A 24163-nucleotide genomic window follows, 5' to 3' on the forward strand; every position below is an offset into this window, starting at 1 on the left:
TGATTTTGCGGGGGTTATATGTGAATATTTTACCACAATAAAAAAGAAATGCAAGAACATAATTTAGTTCCTTAAAATATCAAGTCGTTTGAGCGCGTTTCATTCAAATAAAAAGAGAAATCCGGAACGATCCAATATCTGTCTGAACAGAAAAAACCGCCCCTTTGGAGAGGGGCGGTTTTGCTGTAAAAACAGAAACTCAGGTTCTGCGCCAGGCAGTGGGGCTGAAGAGAATGAGAATGGGGAAAATCTCAAGCCGTCCGGCGATCATGCACAGGGACATAACGCCCTTGGACAGGGAAGAGAATGCAGAGAAGTTGCCTGTGGGGCCGATGACCTCCAGACCGGGACCCACGTTGCTCACGCAGGTGAGAGAGGCACTGAAGGAGACGGCAAAGGAGTTGCCGTCCAGGGAGATAATAAGGGCGGCCCCAAAGACCAAAAGGACATAGGCCCCCACAAAGACCAGCAGGGAGTGGAGGGTATCCTCACCCACTACTTTGCCGTCCAGCTTCACCACTTCCACCGCGCGGGGGTGGGTGATGCGGTGCAGGTCCCGGCGAATGGAACGCAGAAGGGTGAGGATCCGGGAGCACTTCATGCCGCCGCCGGTGGAACCGGCACAGGCTCCGCAGAACATCAGCAGGATCAAAATCATCTGGGAGAACTTGGGCCAGAGCACATAATCCGCCGTGGCAAAGCCGGTGGTGGAAATAATGGAGGCCACTTGGAACACGGTGTAGCGCAGGCTCTCCCACACACTGGAATAGAAGCCCAGGTTGGCCAGGGTGATGAGCACAGTGGCCCCGGAGACCACCAGGAGGAAGAACCGAAGCTCATCGCTTTCCAGAGCTTCCTTCCACCGCCGGGTGAGCAGGAGAAAATAGACAGCGAAGTTCAGGGAGAAGAGCAGGATAAATACGGTGATGATCATCTCAATGGCTACGCTGCCATAGGCCCCCACGCTGGCGTTTCGGTTGGAGAAACCGCCGGTACCCGCGGAAGAGAAGGCGTGGATGAAGCAGTCATAAAGAGGCATGCCCGCCAGCTTCAAACAGATGATCTCCAGTGCGGTGAGGGCAAAGTACATGCTATAAAGAATTTTAGAGGTCTGAGACTGCTTGGGCACCAGCTTGGAAAAAACGGGGCCAGGGGTCTCAGCCTGGGTGAGGTAGTGGGAACGGATGCCCATGGTGGGTACAATGGCAGTGGCCAGCACCAGTACGCCCATGCCCCCCAGCCAGTGGGTAAAGGAGCGCCAGAAAAGGATACCCTTAGGCAGAGACTCAATGTCTGTGAGAATGGATGCTCCCGTGGTGGTAAAGCCTGAGCAGGACTCGAAGATACAGTCCATGGGAGTGGCAAAGTAGCCGCAGAACAGGAATGGCAGGGAACCTACAAGGCCTGTAACAATCCAAATGAGACCCACGGAAATAAAACCCTCACGGGTAAAGAACTGCCGGCTGCGGCAGGGGAGGGCGGACAAACCCAGTCCGCAGGCGGCCACAATGGCAATGGTCAGCAGAAAGGGGGTGGGGTCCTCCCGGTATAAAAGGGCTACCATCAGCGGCAGCACCAGGGCCACGGCTTCCACCAGGAGAATCCGGCCCACCAGCTTTAAGACCAGCTTAATGTTCATGCTCCGGTGCCTCCTGAGGGCACAATAAAGCCCGAATCCTCATCATAGATGTCATTGAGATCCAAAATGCCGCCCCCGCGGGCGATGATGATCACGGAATCTTCCTCCTGAAGACAAGAGGAGCCCTCGGGGATAATGATCTCACTGCCCCGGACGATGACAGCCAGCAATACTTCGGGCTTGAGGCGCAGGTCCTTCAGAGGCGTGCCAAGATGGTGCGTGTTTGGTCCCACGGTAAATTCCATGGCCTCTGCGGACCCGTCTGCAATGCGGTGCAGGGAGTTCATGACGCTGCCCTGGGAATTCTCCATCCCGCGCACCCGGTGGAGAATGTGGGAAGCGGTAATGAATTTGGGGGAGACCACGCTGTCCAGACCTAACGAGCGGACAATGCCTGCGTAATTCTGGCGGTTACACTTGGTAACCACTTTGGGAAGTCCCTTCTGCATGGCGTACAGGGAGATGATGAGGTTGTCCTCATCCCGGTCGGTAAGGGCTACAAAAGCGTCGGCGTTGGAGAAGTTTTCGGAATCCAGCACTTCGGAATCAGTGCCGTCCCCGCAGATGACCATAGCCGAGGGGAAGCGCTCGCTGATGAGCCGGCAGCGCTCCTCACAGCGCTCCACAATTTTGAACCGGATGCCCGAGGAGGAGAGGAGCTTGGCCAGATACATGGAAATCTTGCCTCCGCCGACCAAAAAGACCTGCTTCACCTTTGGAGCATAGCGGCCGAGCAGATGGAAGAACTGGTCCAACCCATCCGGCTGGCCTACCAGATAGAGCTTGTCACCCTCCTGGGGGACATAGGAGCCGTTGGGAATAAAGACCTTGCCGTCCCGGTCAGCAGCGCAAAAGAGCAGGGAGAGCTTTTTTACCTGGGGAGAGAGGGTGTGGATGGGCTTGCCCACCAGAAAATCCCCCTCCTGCAGACGCACACCCATCAGCTCCACTCTTCCGCGGCAGAAGGTCTCGATATTGGCGGCGGCGGGGAAGCGCAGCAGACGGAAAATTTCGATGGCAGTGGCATTTTCCGGGTTGATGACCATGTCGATCTTCAGGTTGCGGCGCAGGTCGGCCAGACTGCTGGTATACTCGGGGTTGCGGATGCGGGCAATGGTATAGCTGGCTCCCAGGCTCTTGGCGGTGAGGCAGCACACCATGTTTACCTCGTCGGAGCTGGTGGCGGCTACCAGCAGGTCAGCGCTGTCAACTCCGGCTTCCCGCAGCGTGGCCACGGACACACCATTGCCCCGGACGGTCATCACGTCCAACTGATCACCTGCCCGGCGCAAGATTGCTTCACTCTGGTCCACAATGGTGATGTTGTGCTCCTCCAGCACCAGCTGCTCGGCTAGGGAAAAGCCAACCTTTCCACAGCCTACGATTACGATGTCCATGTCTCAGGAAATCCTTTCTATTGTAAATTAAATTGTAATGATGTGTTAAATGGTCCACTCTCCGTGGACGATGCCGACCAGCAGCCAGTTTGTATCCTCCAGAGTAAAGACTAGCTTCAAGGAGGACCAGTCCAGCCCGTCGTTGTGTGGGTCGGCGCTAGGAAGGCAGAAGTCAACAAAGCGGCAGCCGGGATATTCTTCCGTAAGATTTTCCAGAGCATTGCCGGCGGTGATGATCTGATCCACCCCGATCATGGAGGCCTGGGTGTAGTCAATGTTGTAGACGTACCGGGCAAAGTATTGCTCCATGGTCATTTTAATGGGATTGCCCCGGCCATCCTCAAAGCCCCAGGTGTATATGTTTTTATCTTTGGCCAGGTCCTGTACCTGGGTGGAGGTAAAGGTGAGGTCAGAGTCAAAGTTTACCGTGGAGTAGGGCGTGAAGGTAACGCCCCGAGTGGGGTGGATGTATTTGGCCACGGTTGCGTAGTCCTTCTGGCGCAGAGCCTGATTCACGATACAGGCGGTGTTGAGCAGGGGGAAATTGTCACTGGCGCTGGGGGTGGAGGTACTGGCTCCGGAAGCGGACGAGGCCGAGCCGGAACTGGAACCCGAGCTTGAGGGTTCTAACGTGGTGAAGGTCATAGTACCTACGTCGGCGGTGGTAGTTTTTGCGGGAGTCCAGTCGATGGGGACGAGCACGCCGATCAGTAGGCCAATGAGCAGACATAGAATGCAGGGAAAAAGCAGGGAACGTTTCATGATATGCCTCCTAGTAGGGGGTAAAAGGGAATAAAATCCCGTTGCTTGCCGATGGGGTGACCATTATTATACAATAAGACTTCTCTATATGCAAGTATTCCCGCAAAATGCATAGGCGATCTAAACACATGGGAAGGATTCTTGTGAAAAATAGAAACTTGTGATATGATCATACCAAGATCCCCGCCCTTAGGGCGGAGAAACAGGAGGCAGAGCCATGAACGAACAGCAGCGGGACAGACAGTTCCATATCCAGTGTGCCCGGGGAGAGGTCGGGCGCTACTGTATCCTCCCTGGAGATCCGGGACGGTGTGAGGCCATTGCAAAGTACTTTGACGAGCCTGTGCATGTTCAGTCCAACCGGGAGTACACCACCTACACAGGAAAGCTTTTGGGAGAGAAAGTAAGCGTAGTGTCCACGGGCATTGGCGGCCCCTCTGCGGCCATTGCCATGGAGGAGCTGTGCAACATCGGAGTGCACACCTTTATCCGGGTGGGTACCTGCGGGGGTATCGAGCTGGGGGTGCAGAGCGGCGACGTGGTGGTGGCCACCGGCGCGGTGCGTATGGAAGGGACCAGCCGGGAATATGCCCCCATCGAGTGGCCCGCTGTCCCCGACTTTCAGGTGACCTGTGCCCTGAGCACCGCCTGCCAGCGGCTGGGGCTTTCCTGGCATGCCGGGGTAGTCCAGTGTAAGGACTCCTTTTATGGCCAGCATTCCCCCGGCCGTATGCCCGTGAGCGGAGAGCTGCTGGAGAAGTGGGAGGCCTGGAAGCGGCTGGGGGTATTGGCCAGCGAGATGGAATCTGCCGCCCTCTTTACCGTGGCCGCTGCCCGCCGGGCACGTTGCGGCTCCGTGTTCCATGTGATCTGGAACCAGGAGCGGGAGAAGGCGGGGCTGGATCAAAAGGAGTCTCACGACACTTCCGCGGCGATTCGCGCCGGGGTAGAGGCCCTGAAGCTGCTGATTTTAAAGGATCTGGAGAAATAACCGACTATGGGAGCCTGAAAAGGCTCCCATTTTTTAAACAGAAAATTATTGACAAACGATAATTTACTTGATACACTCAAGATGAAATTATTGTTTTGCGATAATTAGGAGGGCGCTATGAAACACAAACTTTGGGTGGTCCCGGCCGGAGCGGCTCTGGGTCTTGGGTGCGGGGGACTGATGCTTTTTGGAGGGAGTTGGAGCGTGAAAGGCCTGGCCGCTCCGCTGCTGGCCCTGGGAGAGGGGCTGCGGGGGCTGTCCCTGTCCGGCTTCTGGGGAAATCTGGCGGCTTGGGGGCTTGTGCTGCTTGTGTCTGCTCTGCCTCTGGTGGCGTTGATCCTGCTGGACGGGAAGCGCCGGGCGGCGGACGAGTGGCTGCTGGGACTGATGTCCCCGGTGTTGATGGCCAGCTTATGGCTGCTGGTCAACCCCACCCAGATGGGCTGGATGGTGCGGGAATTTTTCCCGGTGGCTGCCGGTTGGACCCTCCTTTCTATGGCCCTTGCTTTTGTGGCTCTGCGGCTGCTGCGGTCCCTGGAGGGAGCTCCACGAGAGAAGCTGGCACGGGCCTTCGCGGCGCTGCTCTATGTCTGTGCAGCGCTGACCGCCTTTGCCGTTGTCTGCAGCCAGGTACTGGAAGGGGCCCAACAGTGGGCGGAGGTAGTGGCGGACAACACCGATCCGGGGAGCCTGACTCCGCTGATGATCGGCCTGTTGTGTCTGCTGAATGCTGCTCCGGGCATCCTCTCTGCAGTGACCATGGTGTGGGGGGCCTCCCTGTCCCGTGTGTTGGGCCGGTTGGACTTTGAGGAGGAAGGGGTGGAGCTGTGTGAGCGCACTGCTCTTGCCTGCCGCATGGTGGCCCAGGCTACCGTGGTGCTGGCGGTGTCGGGAAACCTTATTCAGCTGGCCCTGCTGGAGCAGCTGCACGCCACCCACTTCTCCCTGACGATGCCCCTCTTCTCCCTGATGCTCTCAGCGGGGCTTATGCTCCTGTGCCGTCTGCTTCAGCGGGGGCGGGAACTGCAGAAGGACAGTGACTCTATCATATAAGGAAGTGGGACTATGGCCATCCGGGTCATGCTGGGGGAGATTTTAAAGGAGCGGGGGATGACCTCCAAGGAGCTGTGCGCCAAGGTGGGCATCACCGAGGCCAATTTATCCATCCTTCGCTCGGGGAAGGCCAGCGGCGTACGCTTTCACACCATCAACAAAATCTGCTACTATTTGAACTGTGACGTGGGGGACATCCTGCGCTTTGACGGACGATTGGAGGACGGCGATGAAGAACCTTTGGAATAAGAAGTGGCCACGGGTGTTGCTGGTGGTCCTGATCTGCGGCGTGCTTGCCCTGGCGGTGGACGCAACGGGAGGAAAGCTGGCCCAGCCGGAGCGGAAGGCGGTGGAGGAGGACAAGTTTATCGGCTACCAGCTGGTCTTTGAACGCCTGCCCGGGGAGTGGGAAGAGATCACACGGGACTACTCCGGCTGGGTGGACTATGGGCCGGATTATGTGAAGGTGGACGGCCTGGGGACGGTGGCCTTTAGCAAAAAGATCCTCATCGGGGAATATGACGAGGCGAAAAGCCGCTATGTGTTCCCAGGCCGGGAGGGCTTCAACTGTTTTTGTGCCGTCCAGGACCTGGAGGGCGGAAAGCACTATACCGGCTATACCGACATGGCGGATGTGCACACCAAGGTAGGGGATATGGAAACCTCTGTCAGCGGCACGGTATACTTCGGGCCCCCGGTGGATGCCACCAGCTGGAACACCGAGAACTACGACTATGGCTGGACGGCCTATCCGGTCTATCAGATGAAGGACGGCACCGTCTATCTGGAGGACGGCGGCAACAGCTACGGAGGCATAGGCGGCTTTACCGTTTCCACCAAGACGGCCTACACCGAGACGGTGGACGGAGAGGAGCAGACCACCTCCTTTGAGGTGTCGGTGTCCATGGAGTCGGTGGAGCGGGTCCGGGAGTTTTCCGTCACCTGGTTTGATGGGGCAAACCAGCAGGTGATGGAGCACACCATCCCCATGGAAGAAATTGGGGAGGAGGGCCTCACCTTGGAGCGGCCTCAGAGAGCCGTGTGGGTTCTGGTGTCCGAAACAGACCGCCTGGGAGCGGTCAAGCGCAGTGCCTATACCCTGGGTGAGGAGGGGGCTTCCCACCGCCTGGTCCGGTTGGACGAGCGGGGAATGGGAAGGGTTACTTACCTCACTTTGAAGTAAGCTTTTTTTAAAAAAGAGGAAGAAAACGGGAGATGGGAGCCCCCCATCTCCCGTTTCTCAAACATACGGAAAACCGGGGGTAAAATGGGGGTGAAATTGTGGGAAAAATTTGGGGAAAATCATTGACATTTGGGGTACAGTCAGATATAGTGTATCTCGCTATCCGTGAAAGCCCGGCCCCCCGGACGCTCTTTGGGAAGTGAGCGCCGACCCGGGTGAATAAATCGAGGGAGCTGACAAGGTTACAAAGCAATTAAAGGGGGAAGCGCGCATGTCCAAGGAGCTTATCCGTCTGTCCAACTGCACCATGGCCTTTGATGGCGAGGTGGTGCTGGATGGCATCAATTTGTATATTAACGATAAGGAATTCCTCACACTGCTGGGTCCCAGCGGGTGCGGCAAGACAACCACACTCCGAATCATCGGTGGTTTTCAGACGCCCACCTCTGGCGACGTATTTTTTGACGGTGTGAGGATTAATGCTGTCCCGCCGCATAAACGGGCAGTAAACACCGTTTTTCAGAAGTACGCTCTGTTCCCGCATTTAAATGTATATGAGAACATCGCCTTTGGCCTTCGTCTGGGCAAGACCGACGAGAAGGGCAAAAAGGTCAAGCTCAGTGAGCAGGAGATCCACCAGCGGGTGATGGAGATGCTGGAGGTCGTGAACCTCCGGGGCTTTGAAAAGCGGCACATCTCCCAGCTCTCCGGCGGTCAGCAGCAGCGTGTAGCCATTGCACGGGCGCTGGTGAACCGGCCGAAGGTCCTTTTGCTGGACGAGCCCCTGGGCGCGTTGGACCTGAAGCTCCGCAAAGATATGCAAAACGAGCTCAAGCGCATCCAAAAGGCCATGGAGATCACCTTTATCTATGTGACCCATGACCAGGAGGAGGCCCTTGCCATGTCCGACACGGTGGTGGTCATGGATGCGGGCAAGATCCAGCAGATCGGCACCCCTGAGGATATTTATAATGAGCCTAAAAACGCCTTTGTGGCCGACTTCATTGGGGAGTCCAACATTCTCGATGGTATCATGCGTGATGACGGAGTGGTGGAGATCTTCAACCGGAAGTTCAAGTGTCTGGACAGCGGCTTTGAGAAGGACGAGCCTGTGGACGTGGTCATCCGCCCTGAGGACGTGGACATCGTCCCGGAAAACGAGGGGCAGCTCAAGGGCACGGTCACTTCGGTTACCTTCAAGGGGGTCCACTATGACACCATCGTGGACTTCTACGGCTTTAAGTGGCTTATTCAGACCACCGATTTCTGCCCCGTAGACAGCCGTATCGGCATTAAAATCGACCCGGACGGAATCCACGTCATGAAGAAGAGCCATTACTCCGGCATGTTCGGTGACTATTCCTCCTATTCTGAGGAGTATGAGGAGATCAGCGACGCCTCCATTGACCCGGAAGAGGAGGAGCAGGAGGGCGGAAATGAAGAATAAGATTGCCTGGCTGTCCGCCCCCTATGTGCTGTGGATGGCCCTGGTGGTGGTGGCCCCCATCATTATGGTGGTGTTCTATGCCTTTACCACGGCCGAGGGTCTGGCCCAGTGGGGTGAGATTCCCATTACAGAGATCTTTACGCTGGACAACTTTGCCAGAATGGGCACCTATACGGTGATTTTTGCCCGTTCCTTCCAGCTGGCCCTGGTGGCTACCATCGTCTGCCTGCTGCTGGGCTATCCCCTGGCCTATGTGATGGCTAAGGAGGGCCCCGGTTTTCAGCGCATGGCCATGGTGCTCATCATGCTGCCCATGTGGGTGAACTTCTTGCTGCGCACCTACGCGTGGATGGCCATTTTGGAAAATAATGGTATTCTCAATAACTTTTTTGAGGCTATCGGTCTCTTTGACCTCATCAACCGCATTTTTGGGACCGACCTCACTTACTTCCGCATGATCCGCACCCAGGGAGCAGTGGTGCTGGGCATGGTGTATAACTACCTGCCCTTTATGGTCCTGCCCATTTATTCGGTCATTATCAAGCTGGACCACTCCCTGCTGGAGGCCGCACGGGACCTGGGAGCCAACTCCGCCCAGGTGTTCCGAAAGGTCATCTTTCCCCTGTCCCTGCCCGGAGTGCTGTCTGGAGTGACCATGGTGTTTGTCCCCTCGGTGTCCACCTTTGCTATTTCCCGTATGCTGGGCGGTAATAACCAGATGCTGTTGGGCAACCTCATTGAGCAGCAGTTTTTGGGCGGAGCCTATAACCCCTATCTGGGCAGTGCGATCGCCCTGGTCATGATGATTATCGTCATTGTCTGTATGGTGGTTATGAACCACTTTGGCGAGGGCGAGGAACAGGCGGTGATGCTATGAGACGTTACCGCATTGGAAGCCGTTTTTACATGGCCCTCATTTTTCTGTTCCTTTATGCGCCTATTTTGCTGCTGGTAGTGTTTTCCTTTAACGATGCCAACAGTAATGTGGTCTGGCAGGGATTTTCTCTGCGGTGGTATGAGGAGCTGTTCCGGGACCGGCAGATCATGGGGGCGGTATACAATACCCTTCTGGTTTCTGTCCTGGCTACCGCTATCTCCACCGTGGTGGGAACCTTCACCGCGGTGGGCCTGTTCGGCATGCGCCGGCGCTGGCGTGATCCCATTTTGACAGTGAATAATATTCCCATTATGAATGCGGATATCGTTACCGGTGTGGCATTGTGCATCTTCTTTGTGACTGTCATCGCCGGGTGGAATGGCGTGGTTGTGGAGGGGTGGAATGGGTTTGTGACCTATCTGGAGGAGAATTTCCGCCGCACCCTTCCCCGTATGGGTGAGGTCAACATGGGCTTTACCACCCTGCTGCTGGCCCATATCTCCTTTGATATCCCCTATGTGATTCTCAACGTGCTGCCCAAGCTGCGGCAGATGGACCGCAGTCTCATCGATGCGGCACAGGACTTGGGCTGCACCTGGATGCAGGCCTTCCGCAAAGTGGTGATACCTGAGATCAAGCCCGGCATTGTTTCCGGTGCCCTCATTGCCTTCACCATGAGCGTGGACGATTTCGTTATTTCCTACTTTACCGCCGGCTCCGCCTCCACCTTGTCCATTGAGATCTATGGCATGGTGCGCAAGCGTGTGAGTCCCGAGCTCAACGCCGTGTCCACCCTGCTCTTTGGGGTGGTGCTGGTGCTGCTCATCATCATCAATGTCCGGGAATGGCGTTTGGAAAAGTGGCAGACGGCCGGAACATAATGTGGTCCCATCGCCCAAAGGGCGTGGAGATAGAAAATCAACCAAATACTGGAGGAATGATCAATTGAAAAAAATCACTGCCTTGACCCTGGCCTGTTCTCTGGCTTTGGGCCTGTTCCTGTCCGGATGCGCCATGGAGGAGTCCACCAGCGGAAGCATGTCCTTTACCGCCGGCAGCGGCAGCACCGCAGGCAATAACAGCAGCAGCACCACAGGAAGTAAACGTGAGGTTAATGTGTGCAGCTGGGGCGAGTATATTGATGAGAGTCTCATTGATAAATTTGAGCAGGAGACCGGCATCAAGGTCAATTACAACACCGCCCCTTCCAACGAGGAGCTCTATTCTCTGCTCCAGTCCGGCGGCGTGAACTATGATGTCATCGTCCCCTCTGACTATATGATCGCCCGTCTGATCTCTGAGGATATGCTCCAGCCTCTGGACTACAGCAAGATCCCCAACTATGAAAAGATCGACGAGCAGTACAAGGGTTTGTCTTTCGATCCCAACAACGAGTATACCGTCCCCTACACCTGGGGTACCCTGGGCATCATCTACAACACCACCATGGTGGACGAGCCCATTACCAGCTGGGAGGTCATGTTCTCCGATGAGTATGCCGGAAACATCCTGCTCATCGACAACTCCCGTGACGCCTTCGGCATGGCCCTCTACTATCTGGGCTATGACGTGAATACCACCGATGAGGCTCAGATCCGGGAAGCAGCCAAGCTGGTGGCCGATGCCAAGGCCCGCGGCGTCTATGACGGCCAGGGCATGGATGAGGTCTTCCAGATCATGGAGCGCGGCAACCTGGCTATCGCCACCTATTATGCCGGTGACTTCCTCAGCATGCATGAGAATAATCCCGATCTGGCCTTCTGCATTCCTGAGGAGGGTTCTAACTGGTTTGTGGATGCCATGTGCTTGCTGAAGAACGCTAAGAATGTGGACGAGGCCCACGAGTGGATCAACTTCATCGCTTCCACTGATTCCAACCTGGCCAACATGGATTACATCTGGTACGCCTCTCCCAACGCAGAGGCACTGGAGAAGTACCCCGCCTACTACGAGGAGACCTACGGGGAGCCTCTGGATCAGGAGCTGTACGAGATCATGGCCGCCCCCAAGGACGTTCTGGCTCGCTGCTCCATGTATGAGAACCTTCCCGCTGAGACCCTGGCCCTCTATAACGACCTGTGGATCGAGCTGGGTATTTGAGCTGTTTAAAAAATCCGCGCGGAATGATTTCCGCGCGGATTTTTTTGTCCGTTCCTACCCATACTAGGAAAAACGAGGAAAGGAGGTGAGCACCGTGAGCAGAGCAAAGGAAGCGAAGGGCTGCCAAGGGAAAAAGCGGAAAAGCTCCGCCCCTGTGGCCGGTCCTACCGACCCGAAGCGCAGTGCCCAGGACCCCATGGCCGATCCCCTGGAGATGCGCATGAAGGGAGAGAGCCACCAGATGTAAGACACATTTTGAGAAGATGTTTTCTCTGGGCGGACAGGTTAGAAATTGTTTCGAACGGTTCACATAATGTTCATGGAAAATTCCAGATTTGGTGAAGATTCCCCTGGGGCACTATGGTAAGCTATGGACAGATCAAAGATCTGATCTGTTTTCCTCCTTTCCCGTGGCACAGGCCGCGGGGGGACGATCCGGCACCCGCGCGAATACCGGATCACGGGAAATAGCCCTTTTCTCCCGGGGCTGTGAACCGACCTCTTGACGCAGAGGGTATGCGTCTCACTGCCGCCGCCGCTGTATCGCCACGGGGCGGCAGACCAAAGGCTCCCGCCCGTTTTCGGACGGTTTGCATATATTCATTTCTTCACCTCCCTCTCTTTTATGCCAAAAGGCCCGCCGTTTTCGGCGGGCCTTTTGGCATGTTCCAAACAGCAGCGGGGCTGTTTTTGGAAGATTACTTGTTCGCTGCCTGGGGCGGTGAACTTCTCAAAGGGCGTTCTTAGGGGGTGAGAGGCAGGCTCAGCAATCCAGCCGGGCCCTTCTCCATGAGCTGATAGTAGTCGTAGTTGAAAAGGATACGGTAGTAATCGGTGTCCAGAATGGTGGAGGAGTAGGCAACGCGGTTTTGTACCTCAGCGATGAGATTGGCCACTGTCTCCGCATCGGGCTCGGCTCCGTCCCAGCGGGTAAACTCGTCGGTGGTGGAGTTATAGTAGCCGGTTTCGCTGATAAAACTATAATTGGCAAAGATCACCAGAGGCTCTTGATCAGAGAGAATATCGGTGCCCATAATAAGCCGGGAGTCGTATTCCAGCCCGAAAAGGTTAGAGAGGGTGGGCATCACGTCCAGACTGGAGCAATACTTGTCCACATACACCGGCTCTTCCATTTCACTGTTCCAGACGATCAGGGTGTTTTCGTAGATCTCAAACACCGGGTCTACAGGGTGCCCCAGCAGCTCGCTGTATTCCGCATCGGTGAGCCCGTAGGGGTAGTGGTCGGCAGAGAGGACAATTACGGTGTCTTCCAGCTTTCCAGCCGCTTCCAACTGGTTCAAAAGCCGCTCCATCGCCAGTTCCAGCTCCATCTGACTGGCCAGATAGCATTTGACCGCTTCGCTGTAAGGCAGATCCTCCACTTTGCTCCAGTGCCGGGCGGCCATGGCGTTTTCTTCCAGATTATAATTCAGGTGGCCGCTTACCGTCAGACAGTAGACCATGAACTGGTCTTCGTCAATGAACATGGGGACGATTTCCTCCATCATCTCCAGGTCGGAGGGAGGGAACTGGCCGCCCCAATCCATATTGAGCCCCTGGCCGATGGCGTAGTACTCGTAGCCCATGTTGGGGTGGGAGAGGTTGCGGTCATAGTAATCGTACAGGTAATCATGGAAGGCCATGGTCCGGTAGCCTTCTTTCCGGAACTGGTTGCCCAGAGCAAAGGGCATGTAGTTTTCCGAAGACAGGGAGTAGCTCCACACGCCGGATTTTGGGATCAGGCCGGTGGTTGTCACATATTCTCCGTCCGAGGTGGATACTCCCCACAGGGGCGTGTAGAAATTCTCAAAGACAAAACCCTGGTGAGACAGCTTCCAAAGGGTAGGGGTGCGCTGGGGATCCATAGCCAAAGTGGAAAAGCCCTCGGCCACGATCCAGATGAGGTTTTTCCCTTCAAAGTAGCCGGTCCACTGGTTTTCCGGGGTGGGGGTACGCTGGGAGAACCACTGGTGAGCCTGAAGGAGCCCCTCGTCCGTCTCTTGGGCAATGATGGTGTCAAAGTCGATGGGGAGAGTGTGTACTCCCTCGGGGGCAAAAGCCGGGATAGAATTCCCATCATCTTTTCCCTGGCTGCCATCTGGGCTGGGGGCATCTGAGCCGGGCTCCAGCTCCTGGTCAGGGTCAATGCCGAAGAGCACACGGCGCAGCTCCAACTGGGTTTGGGTAAGCGCGCCAAAGTACTGAGTCTCCAGCTCGGGGGTGGCGGTTTGAAAATAGATGTACCGCAGAGACATGACTCCGCCGCCGCACAGCATCACAAGGCCCATGGATAAAAGCTGAATGAAAGCGGCCAGCATCGCCCAGCGAAGGCCCAGTCCTTTGGAGTGCGGACGGGGAGAAATGATCCGCTCCCGCAGCCAGAAGGACAGGACCGGAGGAATAGCCATTACCACCACCGGAAACCAGTTGACCAGCACCTCCCCCACGGCCATATCTCCAAAGGCTCCTGCCACCATAGCCATTTTGGTCAGAGAGAAGATGGTCAGGAAGGTTTTAAACAGGCGGTAATAGACGGTCTGCGCCCCCAGCCACAAAGAGAGGATCAGGGTGCACAGGACCAGCAGTGCCCGTCCCCGCCGGGGGGATACGCTGCCGCACAAAAGTCCTAGCAGCAAGGCGCAGGGCAAAGAGAAGAGCAGCGTGAACAGCACCCCCGGAATGGTGAGGGAGCCGAAGCAGAAAAGCTTTAATGAGATCTCCTCGTAATAGATGACTGCGAAAAAGAACAGGGAGGGGGCGGCCAGGGGCCTCCAGCGCTCCCACAGTCGGGAGAGTCGAACAGACATGGTGGTATCTCCTTTAAGGCAGACTGTGTTGCCTTGATTATATTGAAATCCTTGGAGGTTGTCAATGTGGGAGGAAATGGAAGAAAACTATAAAAATAACATAAAAAATTTTTCCAGATAAAGTGCCTTTTTGTATGAATGACATAGGAATTTCCTTGTCAGAATAGGCTTCTTCTGCTATAATAAGTCGGAACTTCACAGTTTGTTCACATCTTTGCCGCTGGAGTTTTTGGCGGCCTTTTACAGGAAAGCGAGGAACGCGTGTGTCCCAGTTGAGCCAAGCTGTTGTCCGGGGCCTGATCGGGGCCTACTCCGCCTATTATGACGTGGAGGAGATCCCAGGGGAGGGCCCGCTGAAGGCCCTTTGTGCCTATCACTCCCGAGAGAGCCAATATGTGCTGAGCAAGAAGGCAGAGCTGTGGGCGGCGGAAAGTCACGAGTACCTCTACCTGTGGGAAGTCGAGCAGCTGGAGGAGGGGAGCGGGGAAAAGATCTTTGCTCAGGTTCTCTCCGATGGAGAACCACGGATCAAGCCCCATTCCCAGCATATGAGTACCTATTTGACTGCGGTGGTTCTCTATGAGAGTGCCGCCCCCCGGACTCTGCAGCAGCTGAAAAAGCTGAAAAAGCGCCGGGAATTTAAGCTATCGCTCCATGGATGGATGGAGTTTCGTATAGCCGCCGTGGACTTGTCCACAGGCGAGATTTCCACCAATCGGGCGGGAAAGGTCCTGGAGAAAGACCTCAAGCGCCTGGTGGAACGCATCATTGCTAACTATAAAGGAGAGGAGAAAACTCAATGAATGCAATGCTTGTTGTAATCGTTGGCATTATCATTCTGGTCGCAGGATACATTTTCTACGGCGGATGGCTTGCCAAGCAGTGGGGCGTTGACGACTCCAAGGTCACCCCCGCCCATGAGCTGGAGGACGGTATGGACTATGTCCCCGCCAAGGCCCCCGTGCTGATGGGACACCACTTTTCCTCCATCGCCGGCGCCGGCCCCATCAACGGCCCCATCCAGGCTGCTGTGTTCGGCTGGGTGCCTGTGGTGCTGTGGGTTTTGATCGGCGGCATCTTCTTCGGTGCCGTCCACGACTATGGCGCTTTGTTCGCCTCCATCCGCCACAAGGGCCAGTCCCTGGGTGAGGTGGTCGCTCTGAACATCGGCGACCGGGCCAAGAAGCTGTTTTTGATCTTTTCTTACCTGACCCTGGTGCTGGTGGTGGCCGCTTTCGCTTCCATCGTGGCCAGCACTTTCGTGGGCTTCAACACCGACGGTTCCCTGAATGAGACTAACGCCTCTGTGGCTATGATCTCCCTGCTGTTCATCGTGATGGCCATCCTGTTCGGTTTCTTTGTCTATCGGAAGGGCGCCCCCCTGTCCGTGGCTACCATTGCCGGCGTGATCGGTATCGTGATCTGCCTGTATGTCGGCCTGAAGTGGCATCCCATCTACCTGAGCAGCTCCGCCTGGATGTGGATCATCGGCGCTTACATCCTGGTTGCTTCCGTGGCTCCCGTGTGGATCCTGCTGCAGCCCCGTGACTATCTCAGCTCCTTCCTGCTGTACGCCATGATGATCATCGCCGCTGTGGGCGTCATCGGCGCCGGCCTCACCGGTGCGGACGCCGCCCACATGGATATGCCCGCCTTCACCGCTTGGAAGGACCCCTATACCACCCTGGGCTATATGTTCCCCGCTCTGTTTGTCACCATCGCCTGCGGTGCTATTTCCGGCTTCCACTCCCTGGTGGGCTCCGGCACTACCGCCAAGCAGCTGGACCACGAGCGTGACGCCAAGCCCATCGCCTACGGCGGTATGCTGATCGAGTGCGCCCTGGCCCTGATCTCTCTGGCTGCTGTGTCCTTCATCTGGACCGAGTACGCCGCCGGCGACATCCGGGTGCCTACTCAGGTCTTTGCCACCGGTATTTCCCGGATGGTTGCTTCCATCCCCGGTCTGGCCGGCACCCAGGCTACCATTGCCTCCCTGCTGGTGCTGACCGTTTCCGTGTTCTGCCTGACCTCTCTGGATACCGCCACCCGTCTGGCCCGGTATATGTTCCAGGAGTTCTGGCTGAAGCCCGGCGAGACCTATAAGGATGCCACCGGCTTCAAGGCCGTTCTCACCAATCCTGTGGTGGCCACTGCCATCACCGTGGTGCTGGGTGTGGGCCTGGGTATGACCGGCTACGGCAAGATCTGGCCTCTGTTTGGTGCTGCCAACCAGCTGCTGGCTGCTCTGGCTCTGCTGACTGTGTGTGCCTGGCTGGGCAACATTGGCCGCAACAACAAGATGTTCTACTTCCCCATGGCCTTTATGCTGTTGGTCACTCTGGTGTCCCTGTTCCAGACTGTGACCACCAAGGTGGGGGAGATTGCCAGGGCTGGCGGTATGCCGCTGGATGCCGCGGGTGCCTTTGACTGGGGCCCCTACGCGCAGGCCATCCTGGGCACTCTGCTCTTCGTGCTGGCCATCGTGCTGGCTGTGGAGGGCGTGATCACCATCTTCTTCAAGAAGAAGGCCAACGTCTGATTTCCAGTCCAATTTGTAAAAGCGGACCCGATTTGGTCGGGTCCGCTTTTTGTTTGCCCGCTGGGAAAAACTGTGGTATGATGAACAGAAGAATATCAAAGTGGGGTATGTTGTTGTGAAATCCAGTAAAGTATTGTCCTTTGCCTGTGCGGTCCTGCTGGCCCTGGGGGTGCTGTCGGCCTCCATTGCCGTGCCCATTCTCTACCGGGGCTTCTATTATGCCCAGATCGGTCCCCTGGGACTGGAGGAATATACAGGACTCAACGAACCGACCATTCGGGAAGCCTATGATCAAGTTCTGGACTACTGTACTGGAAAGACCGATACCTTCTCTGCTGGCCTTCTGCCCTTTTCTGAGTCCGGAGCCAGTCACTTTGCGGATGTACGCAAGCTGTTCCTGCTGGATCTGCGGGTACTGGGATTCTCACTGACTGCACTGGCGGCGCTGCTGCTCTTTGCCCGCTGGAAAAGGCTCCGTCCACAGCGCTTTTTGGGACGGGGACCGGGCTTTTGGGGGGCGGCCGGACTGGGAGGTGCCTTCCTTTTGATCGGGGGTTTGGCTTCCTTGGACTTTAACCGGGCCTTTGTGATTTTTCATACGCTGTTTTTTCCGGGAAAGGACAACTGGATCTTTGACTGGCAGACCGACCCGGTGATTCTGATCCTGCCCCAGGATTTTTTCCGCAACTGTGCCATTCTGGTGCTGGGACTTTTGCTGCTTTGGTGCGCAGTGCTCATCACTCTGGATTTTGTACTGAGTAAGAAAAAACCTGCCAAGTAATAAGCTGCCCGAACCGCTTCCGGTTCGGGCAGCTTAATTTTATTTGGATTTTGGAGTCCGGAAGGCAAAGAAACGCTGGCCCAGGTAATTGAGTACCACGAAGAGGCCGGAGCCCGCCAGCATGGTGAGGTTTCCCTGAAGCTGTCCGCTGAGTCCCAGCCCGCCCAGCAGCTGTTCCATCACCGGCTGGGCTAGGCCATAGGCCAGCAGCCAGCACACGGAGATGTTGACGATGAACCGGGCTACAACCCCGGCTCCCGTCTCTCGACTGCGGAAGGTGAAATGCTTGTTGAGAAAAAAGCTTACGATACTTCCTACCACGTAGTTGGCTGCGGAAGAAATCCAGTACCCGGCGTCTCCCCAGGTGTGCAGTCCAGCCAGGTTATAGAGGCCGAACATGACCCCATAGCCTACCAGGGTGTTTACAATGCCCACCAGGATAAAGCGGAAAAAGGTGGGATCAAAGATCTGTTTCAGCTTGTCCATCATTGGTCTTGTCCTCGCAGAGGTCGGCCACGATATACCGGGGCCGGTCCTTGATCTCCTCATAGATTCTGGCCACATAGTAGCCGATGATCCCCAGGCAGATCATCAGCACACTGCCGATGATGAGCTGCAGGAGGATGACGGTGGTAAAGCCCTCCAGGGCCTGTCCAGAGAGCTTTTCCCACAAGGACCAGAGCCCCAGCCCCACTGAACAGACAAACACCACCAGCCCCAGCAGGGTGATGAGCTGCAGCGGCGCGGCGGAGAAGGAGGTGAGGTTCACCAGCGCATACCGGATGAGACTGCGCAGGGACCACTTGGATGCTCCCTCCAGCCGTGGTTGGACCTCAAATTCCACCTGAGCGGTGGAGAAGCCGATCCAGGAGGACAATGCCCGGAAAAAGGCATTTTTCTCCCGCATGGCCAGCAGGGTATCTACCGCTCTGCGGTCCAGAAGCTTAAAGTCCGAGGCACGGGACATGTCGATGCCCGTGGCGTTACTGATCAGCGAGTAAAAGGTTTTTGCGGCCAGAGTGTGCAAGGGGCTCTCCTTGCCGCGGCTTACCTTGACTCCCTCCACCACTTGATAACCCTGTTCCCAAAGACGGTACATCTCAACGATTTTCTCCGGGGGGTGCTGCAGGTCACAGTCCAAAACCACCACACAGTCCCCGCGCCCCTGGGCCAGACCGGCGAAGATAGCCGCTTCCTTGCCGAAGTTTCGGGAGAAGCGTACGCCGCGTACCTGGGGATGGCGGGCGGTCTGGGCTTGAATGGCTGCCCAGGTGCCGTCTTTAGAGCCGTCGTCAATAAAAATGATCTCGTGGCGGATGTTTGCTTCTGCCAGAAGGGAACAGATGACCTGAGCTGCGCGTGGAACGGAGGCCTCCTCGTTATAGGCGGGGAGGACGACCGAAAGCAAAGATTGTTTCGTTGTGTCCTGCATAGGCGTTATCTCCTGTTTTCATAGGCCAGCTCATAGTCGGACTTGGGGGTATATTCCTCCCCCATGCGCACCACGACCCGGCCGTTCAGCACCTGGACGCTGCCCTGGGCGGGGTAGAGAGGCATGGCCTGGAAAGCGGCGGAGTCCGAGATGGAAATCATGGTCTCCTCCGAGGGCTCTTCCACCGGGAAGCTCAGCCAGCTGTTCAGGTAGTAGTAGATGTGTTTGTTGAGCGGGAGGACCGAGTGGATGGGTACGCTGTAGTGGTCCACCTGGAGATAGCTGGGGATGTCCGACTGAATCTGATCGGCGGGGACGGCCCCCACAATGGCGATCTCCATCCCCGGTTCATATCCCTCACAGCTCTCGATCCGCCCCAGCAGCCGGGTGGCGTAGCTCTCTGTGGCCCGGTGGGCCTGGGCGGAGGCAGTATAAAGCAAGTTATTGGTATTCAGGCAGAAGAGAAGCAGAAGCGCACACCACACGGCTCCGGCGGGGAGAAGAAGGCGCAGCTTTCCCAAATGCTCCAATGTGTCCGCCCGGTCCAAGGCGAGAAAAACCAACAGGTAAACAGACACAAAGGCATACTTCATAAGGGGGGTGGGGGCAGAGTAGGGGCTCAATACCTGCATGAAGTTCATGCCCAGAGGCAGCAGAGCCAGCAGCGCCAGAGCGCCGATGGGCCGCCACTTCTCCGAAAAAAGTCTGCGTTGGGAAAATACCGCCCACAGAGCCAAAAGCCCCAGAGCCAGAGCAAAAAGGTCCAGGAGGACCAGAAACCAGTTAGCAAAGCCGTTTGCCGAGCCGGGAAGAAAGAAAAAGGCGATGGCTTGTTTATAGCACTCCAGGATGAGGCTGGGAAGCTGAAGGAAGGGGAAGCCCTCCGCTGCGGCGTCCATCCCCAGGTAGGAGAGCAGCTCCAGATCCTTTACCTTTAAAAAAACCAGCAAGATCACATAGTAGAGTACCGCGCCCACTGCCAGGTAACCTACCAGACGAAGCCCCAGGTTCAGGGTGTCCCGGAAGGAGCTCCCCTTGTCCAGTACCCGGCCCAGCACCACCAGCAAAGACAGTGCAATGGCCACAGTGGCGTAGGCCTGATAGGTGCCCATGGCCAGGGCCAGGGTCACGGCCCCAAGCAGCCACCGAACCCGGCCTTTCCGGGCCAGCCACACAGACAGGACGGCCAGGAAAATGGCCAGGCAGTAAGCCGAGGCGGTAAACAGATAGAGGAACGTATACCCTACGCAGGGGAAAAGGGCCATTACCGCCCCGGTGAGAGCGGAGAGGGTGCGGCTGCGAAGCTCCAGCACATCTACGGCCAAAGCGGCGGCCAGAGACAGAAAGAGCACCGACAAAAGCCCAATGAGGGCAGGCATCTGGGTGAAATCGTTGAGGGAAGAGGCGTAGTGAAGAAACCACCGCCCGGAGACGGTCATCTGCTGGGGGTCGAAGACCCGGCTCAGTCCGTCGGAATTGGGAATTAAGTTGGTAAAAGCGTAAAGGTGCCCCAGATACCCTGCCGCAAAGCAGCCAAAGAAGGCGGCGCGGCGGTTGGGGCCGGCTTTTTGCCACAGGGAACGGCTCAGTTGATCCATGAACATAGAAATCCTCCTGGAGGAAAATGATAACAATACAGCATACATTATAGGCCCAAAGGGTGGATTTTGCAAGGGGGAGAGGGTTGCAAAAGGAGAAACCCCCTGTTATAATAGGTTTAATGAATGAAAGGAGGGGTGGCCCATGATGATCTCCACCAAGGGCCGGTATGCCCTGCGGGTGATGATTGAGCTGGCCCAGCGGGAGGGGCAGGGCTATGTGGCCCTGAAGGATGTGGCCCGCCGCCAGGACATTTCGGAAAAATATTTGGAAGCCATTATGAAAAAGCTGGTGCAGGTAGGGCTTGTCACCGGCGTGCGCGGAAAGGGGGGCGGCTATCAGCTGTCCAAGCCCGCACGGGAGTGTACCGCGGGAGAGATTTTGCGGGCCACGGAGAATGCCCTTTCTCCCGTGTCCTGCCAGGGACTCGGGGAGGCCGGCTGTCCTCGGGGAGAAAAGTGTCCCACATTGCCCATGTGGCGGGAGCTCAACGGTCTTATTCAGGACTACTTTGACCGCACGACTTTGGAACATCTGGCCCAAAAGGCACGGGAGCTGGAGGGGGAGGACTGAGTCCCCCTCCCGTGCGGGCGAGAAAAGTTGAAAAATGATGAAATTTCCTCTTGCGTCCGGGGGAAAGTTCTGGTATGATACTTCGGAACATGAAAGGGGGAGGACGCCATGACCAAATTGTCCGCACGGCTGGGCACAGGGTCCGGGTCAGTGTTTCCTTTTTTCGTGGAGTGGTGACAATCACATGGTGATTGTCTTTTTTTATGCGTGTTAGAGAAGGGAGAAATGAAAATGAATCAGAACGAAGGCATCTATGACGCCCGGCAGCTGGGCCGGCCGAAGATGTTCATCCTGGGCGTGCAGCATATGTTCGCCATGTTTGGCGCCACGGTGCTGGTCCCCGCCCTTACCGGGCTTTCCGTGTCCGCTACCCTGTTGTTTGCGGGTCTGGGCACTTTGCTGTTCCACCTTTTAACGAAGCGGATGGTGCCCGCCTTCCTGGGTTCCTCCTTCGCCTTCATCGGTGGGTATGCCGCTGTGGCCCCCATGCTGGAGGATGGCACCCCCAACAATGAGATGCTGCCCTATGCCTGCTTCGGCGTTATGCTGGCGGGCCTTATGTATGTGATCCTGTCCGCGCTCTTTAAAATCTTCGGTACGAAGAAGGTTATGCGTTTCTTCCCGCCCATTGTCACCGGTCCGGTCATTATTTGTATCGGTCTGACCCTCTCCTCCACCGCCATCACCAACTGCCGGGACAACTGGGCCATCGCCCTCATTGCCATCGCCATTGTGGTGGGCTGCAACATCTGGGGTAAGGGTATGGTGAAGATCATCCCCATCCTTCTGGGTGTGGTAGGTTCCTACGCTGTGGCCGTTATTTGCCAGATCACCGGTATGCATACCATGGACTCGGCCAAGCTTCAGGCTCTGGCCGATGCGGCCTGGATCGGCCTGCCCTTCCGGTTTGAGGATACTCTCTTTGGCCTGTTCAGCCGTCCCGACTTGGATACCGGCCTGCTCCTCACCGCCGCAGTGACCATTATGCCTCTGGCCCTGGCTACCATGGTGGAACATATTGGCGACATGTGCGCCATTTCCTCCACCTGTGAGCGCAACTACCTCCAAAATCCCGGCTTCCACCGCACTCTCCTGGGCGACGGTCTGGCCACCTCTCTGGCTTCTATCTTCGGTGCTCCTGCCAACACCACCTACGGTGAGAACACCGGTGTGCTGGCCCTCAGCAAGGTTTATGACCCCCGTGTCATCCGCATTGCCGCCGGTCTTGCCATCCTGTTTTCCTTCTCCCCCAAGTTTGCCGCCCTGGTCTCCGCCATGCCTACTGCCACCATGGGCGGGGTGTCCATGGTGCTGTACGGTATGATTTCCGCCGTGGGTGTGCGCAATGTGGTGGAGAACCAGGTGGACTTCACCAACAGCCGCAACGTCATCATTGCCGCCCTCATTATGGTGCTGGCCATCGGTATCAACTACTCCGGCGCGGTGACCTTCCAGGTAGGGGAGGCTACCATCAGCCTGTCCGGTCTGGCCGTGGCCGCCATCACCGGTATTGTCCTCAACGCCATCCTTCCCGGCAAGGACTATGAGTTCGGCGCTGACGAGAAGGGTGATACTGCCGTAAACTTCAAGGTGTAAACAATTAAAACAGCAGCGCTGCCGCTGTTTGGGACAAGCGCGATCCCCCCTGATGTAGCTTTCTGCATCAGGGGGGATTTTTTATTTGTTTCTTGACTTGCGTGAGAGCGGAGGCGAACGGCTGCTTTTTGAGAAAAAAGGAATTAAGAATCGTTAAGAAGTTCACAGGTAAAGGATTAAGAAATAGGGCGTAAAATGCAGACCATCAGGGACAGCTCCCTAGAAGAACCGGGAAAGGAACCATTACGATGATGCAAAGCAGAAAAAAGCCTGTGATGAAAAACATAATCCTTATCCTAGTGCTGACAGTTCCCATTCTATTGCTGCTCAAAGGAATTGCCGTGGGCAAGCGGAGATGGAGCGCCTGAAAAACAACATTGGAAGGAAGTACTATTATGAAGACGTTGGCAAAACGTAAATTTAGAAGCGCAATGGCCCTGGCCCTCGCTTTGGTCATGTCTGTCTCCGTAATGACGGGGTGTACTACAGGAAAGGGCGGCGATAAAAAGCCCACCACCTCGATCAGCCAGAGTCAGGATGGAGATAAAAGCGCAGACAAAAGCATGGAGAAAAGCGACGGGGAAAGCAAGCAGGGCGGTGAAAAGAGTGCCGCTGGAAAAGGCACCGTTCACAGCAGTACCGTAAGCCGGAGAAGCCTGCGGAAGGATGTCGCTGAAAAGGAAAAGAAGGCCGCCGAAAAGAACGAGAAGAAGAGCGATTCCAAGAAGGGAAGCTCCAAGCATAAGAATTCCAAGCGGGATGAGGCCAGAAAGAACAGTGCCGCGAAGGAAAAGACCAGAAAGGACGCTGCAAAGAAGAACTCCGGCAAGGAGGACACCAGCAAGAAGAACTCCGGCAAGGAGGATACCAGCAAGAAGAACTCCGGCAAGGAGGACACCAGCAAGAAGAACTCCGGCAAGGAGGATACCAGCAAGGAGGATACCAGCAAGAAGGATACCAGCAAGAAGGATACCAGCAAGAAGGACACCAATAAGAAGGACACCAATAAGAAGGACACCAATAAGAAGGACACCAATAAGAAGGACACCAATAAGAAGGGCACCAATAAGAAGGACACCAATAAGAAGGGCACCAACAAAAAGGACACCAACAAGAAGGATACCAATAAGAAGGATACCAATAAGAAGAACAACAAAAAGCGCAACGCTGCCCGAGACAATACCACAAAGAAGGATACGGTCAAGAAGAACAGCGGCAAGCAGAATAGAAATCGAAAGAAGAGCGCTTTTGAGAAGAACTTCCAAAAGAAGACTCCCAAGAGCAACAGCAACAAGGGCACTGCAGCCACTGAGACCGGCAAGAATCAGACCGGCAAGAATCAGACCGGCAAGGCTTCCAAGAACTGAGCACTGATTTGAGTGCCCAG

Annotated in this window: 22 protein-coding genes; 15 read left to right on the forward strand and 7 right to left on the reverse strand. The window is 56.2% G+C overall.

What is annotated here, in order from left to right; all coding sequences use genetic code 11:
* Nucleotides 1-199: 199 nt before the first annotated feature.
* Genes ACTQ3R_RS07325 through ACTQ3R_RS07335 form a run of 3 tightly spaced genes read right to left on the reverse strand, consistent with a single transcriptional unit; the run spans nucleotide 200 to nucleotide 3798 of the window.
* Nucleotides 200-1639 carry a TrkH family potassium uptake protein gene (locus ACTQ3R_RS07325; protein ID WP_441778457.1) on the reverse strand — a complete coding sequence of 480 codons (1440 nt, stop codon included), beginning with the start codon at nucleotides 1637-1639 and terminating at the stop codon, nucleotides 200-202.
* Entirely contained in the window at nucleotides 1636-3036 is a 1401-nt protein-coding gene (gene trkA / locus ACTQ3R_RS07330) for a Trk system potassium transporter TrkA (protein WP_441778456.1), read from the reverse strand. Before trkA ends, ACTQ3R_RS07325 begins: the two co-directional genes overlap by 4 nt.
* 45 nt (nucleotides 3037-3081) lie before the next feature.
* Nucleotides 3082-3798 carry a hypothetical protein gene (locus ACTQ3R_RS07335; RefSeq protein WP_441778455.1) on the reverse strand — a complete coding sequence of 239 codons (717 nt, stop codon included), beginning with the start codon at nucleotides 3796-3798 and terminating at the stop codon, nucleotides 3082-3084.
* 217 nt (nucleotides 3799-4015) lie between these two features.
* On the opposite strand from ACTQ3R_RS07335, the gene udp reads away from it, so the two are divergent.
* The 9 genes from udp to ACTQ3R_RS07380 all read left to right on the forward strand — a co-directional run bounded on the left by udp (nucleotide 4016) and on the right by ACTQ3R_RS07380 (nucleotide 11696).
* Entirely contained in the window at nucleotides 4016-4789 is a 774-nt protein-coding gene (gene udp / locus ACTQ3R_RS07340) for a uridine phosphorylase (protein WP_441778454.1), read from the forward strand.
* 117 nt (nucleotides 4790-4906) lie between these two features.
* On the forward strand, nucleotides 4907-5842 hold the full coding sequence (locus ACTQ3R_RS07345) for a hypothetical protein (protein ID WP_441778453.1): 936 nt from the start codon (nucleotides 4907-4909) through the stop codon (nucleotides 5840-5842).
* Nucleotides 5843-5854: 12 nt separating this feature from the next.
* Nucleotides 5855-6091, forward strand: coding sequence for a helix-turn-helix domain-containing protein (locus tag ACTQ3R_RS07350; RefSeq protein ID WP_441778452.1), 237 nt, complete (start codon nucleotides 5855-5857; stop codon nucleotides 6089-6091).
* A complete protein-coding gene (locus ACTQ3R_RS07355) occupies nucleotides 6072-7025 on the forward strand; it encodes a hypothetical protein (RefSeq protein WP_441778451.1) in 954 nt (317 codons plus the stop codon). Before ACTQ3R_RS07350 ends, ACTQ3R_RS07355 begins: the two co-directional genes overlap by 20 nt.
* Before the next feature lie 271 nt (nucleotides 7026-7296).
* Nucleotides 7297-8472: an ABC transporter ATP-binding protein gene (locus ACTQ3R_RS07360; RefSeq protein ID WP_441778450.1), complete on the forward strand. Its 1176-nt coding sequence runs from the start codon at nucleotides 7297-7299 to the stop codon at nucleotides 8470-8472.
* The gene (locus tag ACTQ3R_RS07365; protein ID WP_441778449.1) at nucleotides 8462-9349 is read left to right on the forward strand and encodes an ABC transporter permease; all 888 of its coding nucleotides are present in this window, start codon (nucleotides 8462-8464) and stop codon (nucleotides 9347-9349) included. Before ACTQ3R_RS07360 ends, ACTQ3R_RS07365 begins: the two co-directional genes overlap by 11 nt.
* Entirely contained in the window at nucleotides 9346-10230 is an 885-nt protein-coding gene (locus ACTQ3R_RS07370) for an ABC transporter permease (RefSeq protein ID WP_441778448.1), read from the forward strand. Before ACTQ3R_RS07365 ends, ACTQ3R_RS07370 begins: the two co-directional genes overlap by 4 nt.
* Before the next feature lie 64 nt (nucleotides 10231-10294).
* Nucleotides 10295-11449, forward strand: a complete 1155-nt coding sequence (locus ACTQ3R_RS07375) for an ABC transporter substrate-binding protein (protein ID WP_441778447.1) — start codon at nucleotides 10295-10297, stop codon at nucleotides 11447-11449.
* A gap of 94 nt (nucleotides 11450-11543) precedes the next feature.
* Nucleotides 11544-11696, forward strand: coding sequence for a hypothetical protein (locus ACTQ3R_RS07380; protein ID WP_441778446.1), 153 nt, complete (start codon nucleotides 11544-11546; stop codon nucleotides 11694-11696).
* Nucleotides 11697-12192: 496 nt separating this feature from the next.
* Here ACTQ3R_RS07380 and ACTQ3R_RS07385 read toward each other — a convergent pair whose 3' ends face one another.
* Nucleotides 12193-14256, reverse strand: coding sequence for an LTA synthase family protein (locus ACTQ3R_RS07385; protein ID WP_441778445.1), 2064 nt, complete (start codon nucleotides 14254-14256; stop codon nucleotides 12193-12195).
* Between the two features lie 263 nt (nucleotides 14257-14519).
* On the opposite strand from ACTQ3R_RS07385, the gene ACTQ3R_RS07390 reads away from it, so the two are divergent.
* The 3 genes from ACTQ3R_RS07390 (at nucleotide 14520) to ACTQ3R_RS07400 (ending at nucleotide 17576) form a co-directional block, all read left to right on the forward strand.
* The gene (locus ACTQ3R_RS07390; protein WP_441778444.1) at nucleotides 14520-15059 is read left to right on the forward strand and encodes a hypothetical protein; all 540 of its coding nucleotides are present in this window, start codon (nucleotides 14520-14522) and stop codon (nucleotides 15057-15059) included.
* Nucleotides 15056-16795, forward strand: coding sequence for a carbon starvation CstA family protein (locus ACTQ3R_RS07395; protein ID WP_441778443.1), 1740 nt, complete (start codon nucleotides 15056-15058; stop codon nucleotides 16793-16795). The genes ACTQ3R_RS07390 and ACTQ3R_RS07395 overlap by 4 nt, the downstream gene beginning before the upstream one ends.
* Before the next feature lie 115 nt (nucleotides 16796-16910).
* On the forward strand, nucleotides 16911-17576 hold the full coding sequence (locus tag ACTQ3R_RS07400; protein WP_441778442.1) for a TIGR01906 family membrane protein: 666 nt from the start codon (nucleotides 16911-16913) through the stop codon (nucleotides 17574-17576).
* 39 nt (nucleotides 17577-17615) lie between these two features.
* Here ACTQ3R_RS07400 and ACTQ3R_RS07405 read toward each other — a convergent pair whose 3' ends face one another.
* Genes ACTQ3R_RS07405 through ACTQ3R_RS07415 form a run of 3 tightly spaced genes read right to left on the reverse strand, consistent with a single transcriptional unit; the run spans nucleotide 17616 to nucleotide 20612 of the window.
* The gene (locus ACTQ3R_RS07405) at nucleotides 17616-18065 is read right to left on the reverse strand and encodes a GtrA family protein (RefSeq protein WP_441778441.1); all 450 of its coding nucleotides are present in this window, start codon (nucleotides 18063-18065) and stop codon (nucleotides 17616-17618) included.
* Nucleotides 18037-19008, reverse strand: a complete 972-nt coding sequence (locus ACTQ3R_RS07410; RefSeq protein WP_441778440.1) for a glycosyltransferase family 2 protein — start codon at nucleotides 19006-19008, stop codon at nucleotides 18037-18039. The genes ACTQ3R_RS07405 and ACTQ3R_RS07410 overlap by 29 nt, the downstream gene beginning before the upstream one ends.
* A gap of 5 nt (nucleotides 19009-19013) precedes the next feature.
* Complete coding sequence (locus tag ACTQ3R_RS07415; RefSeq protein WP_441778439.1) at nucleotides 19014-20612, reverse strand: glucosyltransferase domain-containing protein; 1599 nt, start codon at nucleotides 20610-20612, stop codon at nucleotides 19014-19016.
* Between the two features lie 139 nt (nucleotides 20613-20751).
* Between ACTQ3R_RS07415 and ACTQ3R_RS07420 the strand changes: the two genes are divergently transcribed.
* The 3 genes from ACTQ3R_RS07420 (at nucleotide 20752) to ACTQ3R_RS07430 (ending at nucleotide 24143) form a co-directional block, all read left to right on the forward strand.
* Nucleotides 20752-21180: an RrF2 family transcriptional regulator gene (locus ACTQ3R_RS07420; RefSeq protein WP_441778438.1), complete on the forward strand. Its 429-nt coding sequence runs from the start codon at nucleotides 20752-20754 to the stop codon at nucleotides 21178-21180.
* A 231-nt stretch (nucleotides 21181-21411) separates the two neighbouring features.
* Nucleotides 21412-22776, forward strand: coding sequence for a uracil-xanthine permease family protein (locus ACTQ3R_RS07425; protein WP_441778437.1), 1365 nt, complete (start codon nucleotides 21412-21414; stop codon nucleotides 22774-22776).
* A gap of 395 nt (nucleotides 22777-23171) precedes the next feature.
* Complete coding sequence (locus ACTQ3R_RS07430; protein ID WP_441778436.1) at nucleotides 23172-24143, forward strand: hypothetical protein; 972 nt, start codon at nucleotides 23172-23174, stop codon at nucleotides 24141-24143.
* Nucleotides 24144-24163 lie beyond the last annotated feature (20 nt).

The sequence above is a fragment of the Lawsonibacter sp. LCP25S3_E2 genome, assembly GCF_052117285.1.
Lineage (GTDB): Bacteria > Bacillota > Clostridia > Oscillospirales > Oscillospiraceae > Lawsonibacter.

Excerpts from the sequence above, each read along its gene's own strand:
- ACTQ3R_RS07325 (WP_441778457.1), bottom strand. The coding sequence starts at position 1,639 with ATGAACATTAAGCTGGTCTTAAAGCTGGTGGGCCGGATTCTCCTGGTG.
- trkA (WP_441778456.1), bottom strand. The coding sequence starts at position 3,036 with ATGGACATCGTAATCGTAGGCTGTGGAAAGGTTGGCTTTTCCCTAGCC.
- ACTQ3R_RS07335 (WP_441778455.1), bottom strand. The coding sequence starts at position 3,798 with ATGAAACGTTCCCTGCTTTTTCCCTGCATTCTATGTCTGCTCATTGGC.
- udp (WP_441778454.1), top strand. The coding sequence starts at position 4,016 with ATGAACGAACAGCAGCGGGACAGACAGTTCCATATCCAGTGTGCCCGG.
- ACTQ3R_RS07345 (WP_441778453.1), top strand. The coding sequence starts at position 4,907 with ATGAAACACAAACTTTGGGTGGTCCCGGCCGGAGCGGCTCTGGGTCTT.
- ACTQ3R_RS07350 (WP_441778452.1), top strand. The coding sequence starts at position 5,855 with ATGGCCATCCGGGTCATGCTGGGGGAGATTTTAAAGGAGCGGGGGATG.
- ACTQ3R_RS07355 (WP_441778451.1), top strand. The coding sequence starts at position 6,072 with ATGAAGAACCTTTGGAATAAGAAGTGGCCACGGGTGTTGCTGGTGGTC.
- ACTQ3R_RS07360 (WP_441778450.1), top strand. The coding sequence starts at position 7,297 with ATGTCCAAGGAGCTTATCCGTCTGTCCAACTGCACCATGGCCTTTGAT.
- ACTQ3R_RS07365 (WP_441778449.1), top strand. The coding sequence starts at position 8,462 with ATGAAGAATAAGATTGCCTGGCTGTCCGCCCCCTATGTGCTGTGGATG.
- ACTQ3R_RS07370 (WP_441778448.1), top strand. The coding sequence starts at position 9,346 with ATGAGACGTTACCGCATTGGAAGCCGTTTTTACATGGCCCTCATTTTT.
- ACTQ3R_RS07385 (WP_441778445.1), bottom strand. The coding sequence starts at position 14,256 with ATGTCTGTTCGACTCTCCCGACTGTGGGAGCGCTGGAGGCCCCTGGCC.
- ACTQ3R_RS07395 (WP_441778443.1), top strand. The coding sequence starts at position 15,056 with ATGAATGCAATGCTTGTTGTAATCGTTGGCATTATCATTCTGGTCGCA.
- ACTQ3R_RS07405 (WP_441778441.1), bottom strand. The coding sequence starts at position 18,065 with ATGATGGACAAGCTGAAACAGATCTTTGATCCCACCTTTTTCCGCTTT.
- ACTQ3R_RS07410 (WP_441778440.1), bottom strand. The coding sequence starts at position 19,008 with ATGCAGGACACAACGAAACAATCTTTGCTTTCGGTCGTCCTCCCCGCC.
- ACTQ3R_RS07415 (WP_441778439.1), bottom strand. The coding sequence starts at position 20,612 with ATGTTCATGGATCAACTGAGCCGTTCCCTGTGGCAAAAAGCCGGCCCC.
- ACTQ3R_RS07420 (WP_441778438.1), top strand. The coding sequence starts at position 20,752 with ATGATGATCTCCACCAAGGGCCGGTATGCCCTGCGGGTGATGATTGAG.
- ACTQ3R_RS07425 (WP_441778437.1), top strand. The coding sequence starts at position 21,412 with ATGAATCAGAACGAAGGCATCTATGACGCCCGGCAGCTGGGCCGGCCG.
- ACTQ3R_RS07430 (WP_441778436.1), top strand. The coding sequence starts at position 23,172 with ATGAAGACGTTGGCAAAACGTAAATTTAGAAGCGCAATGGCCCTGGCC.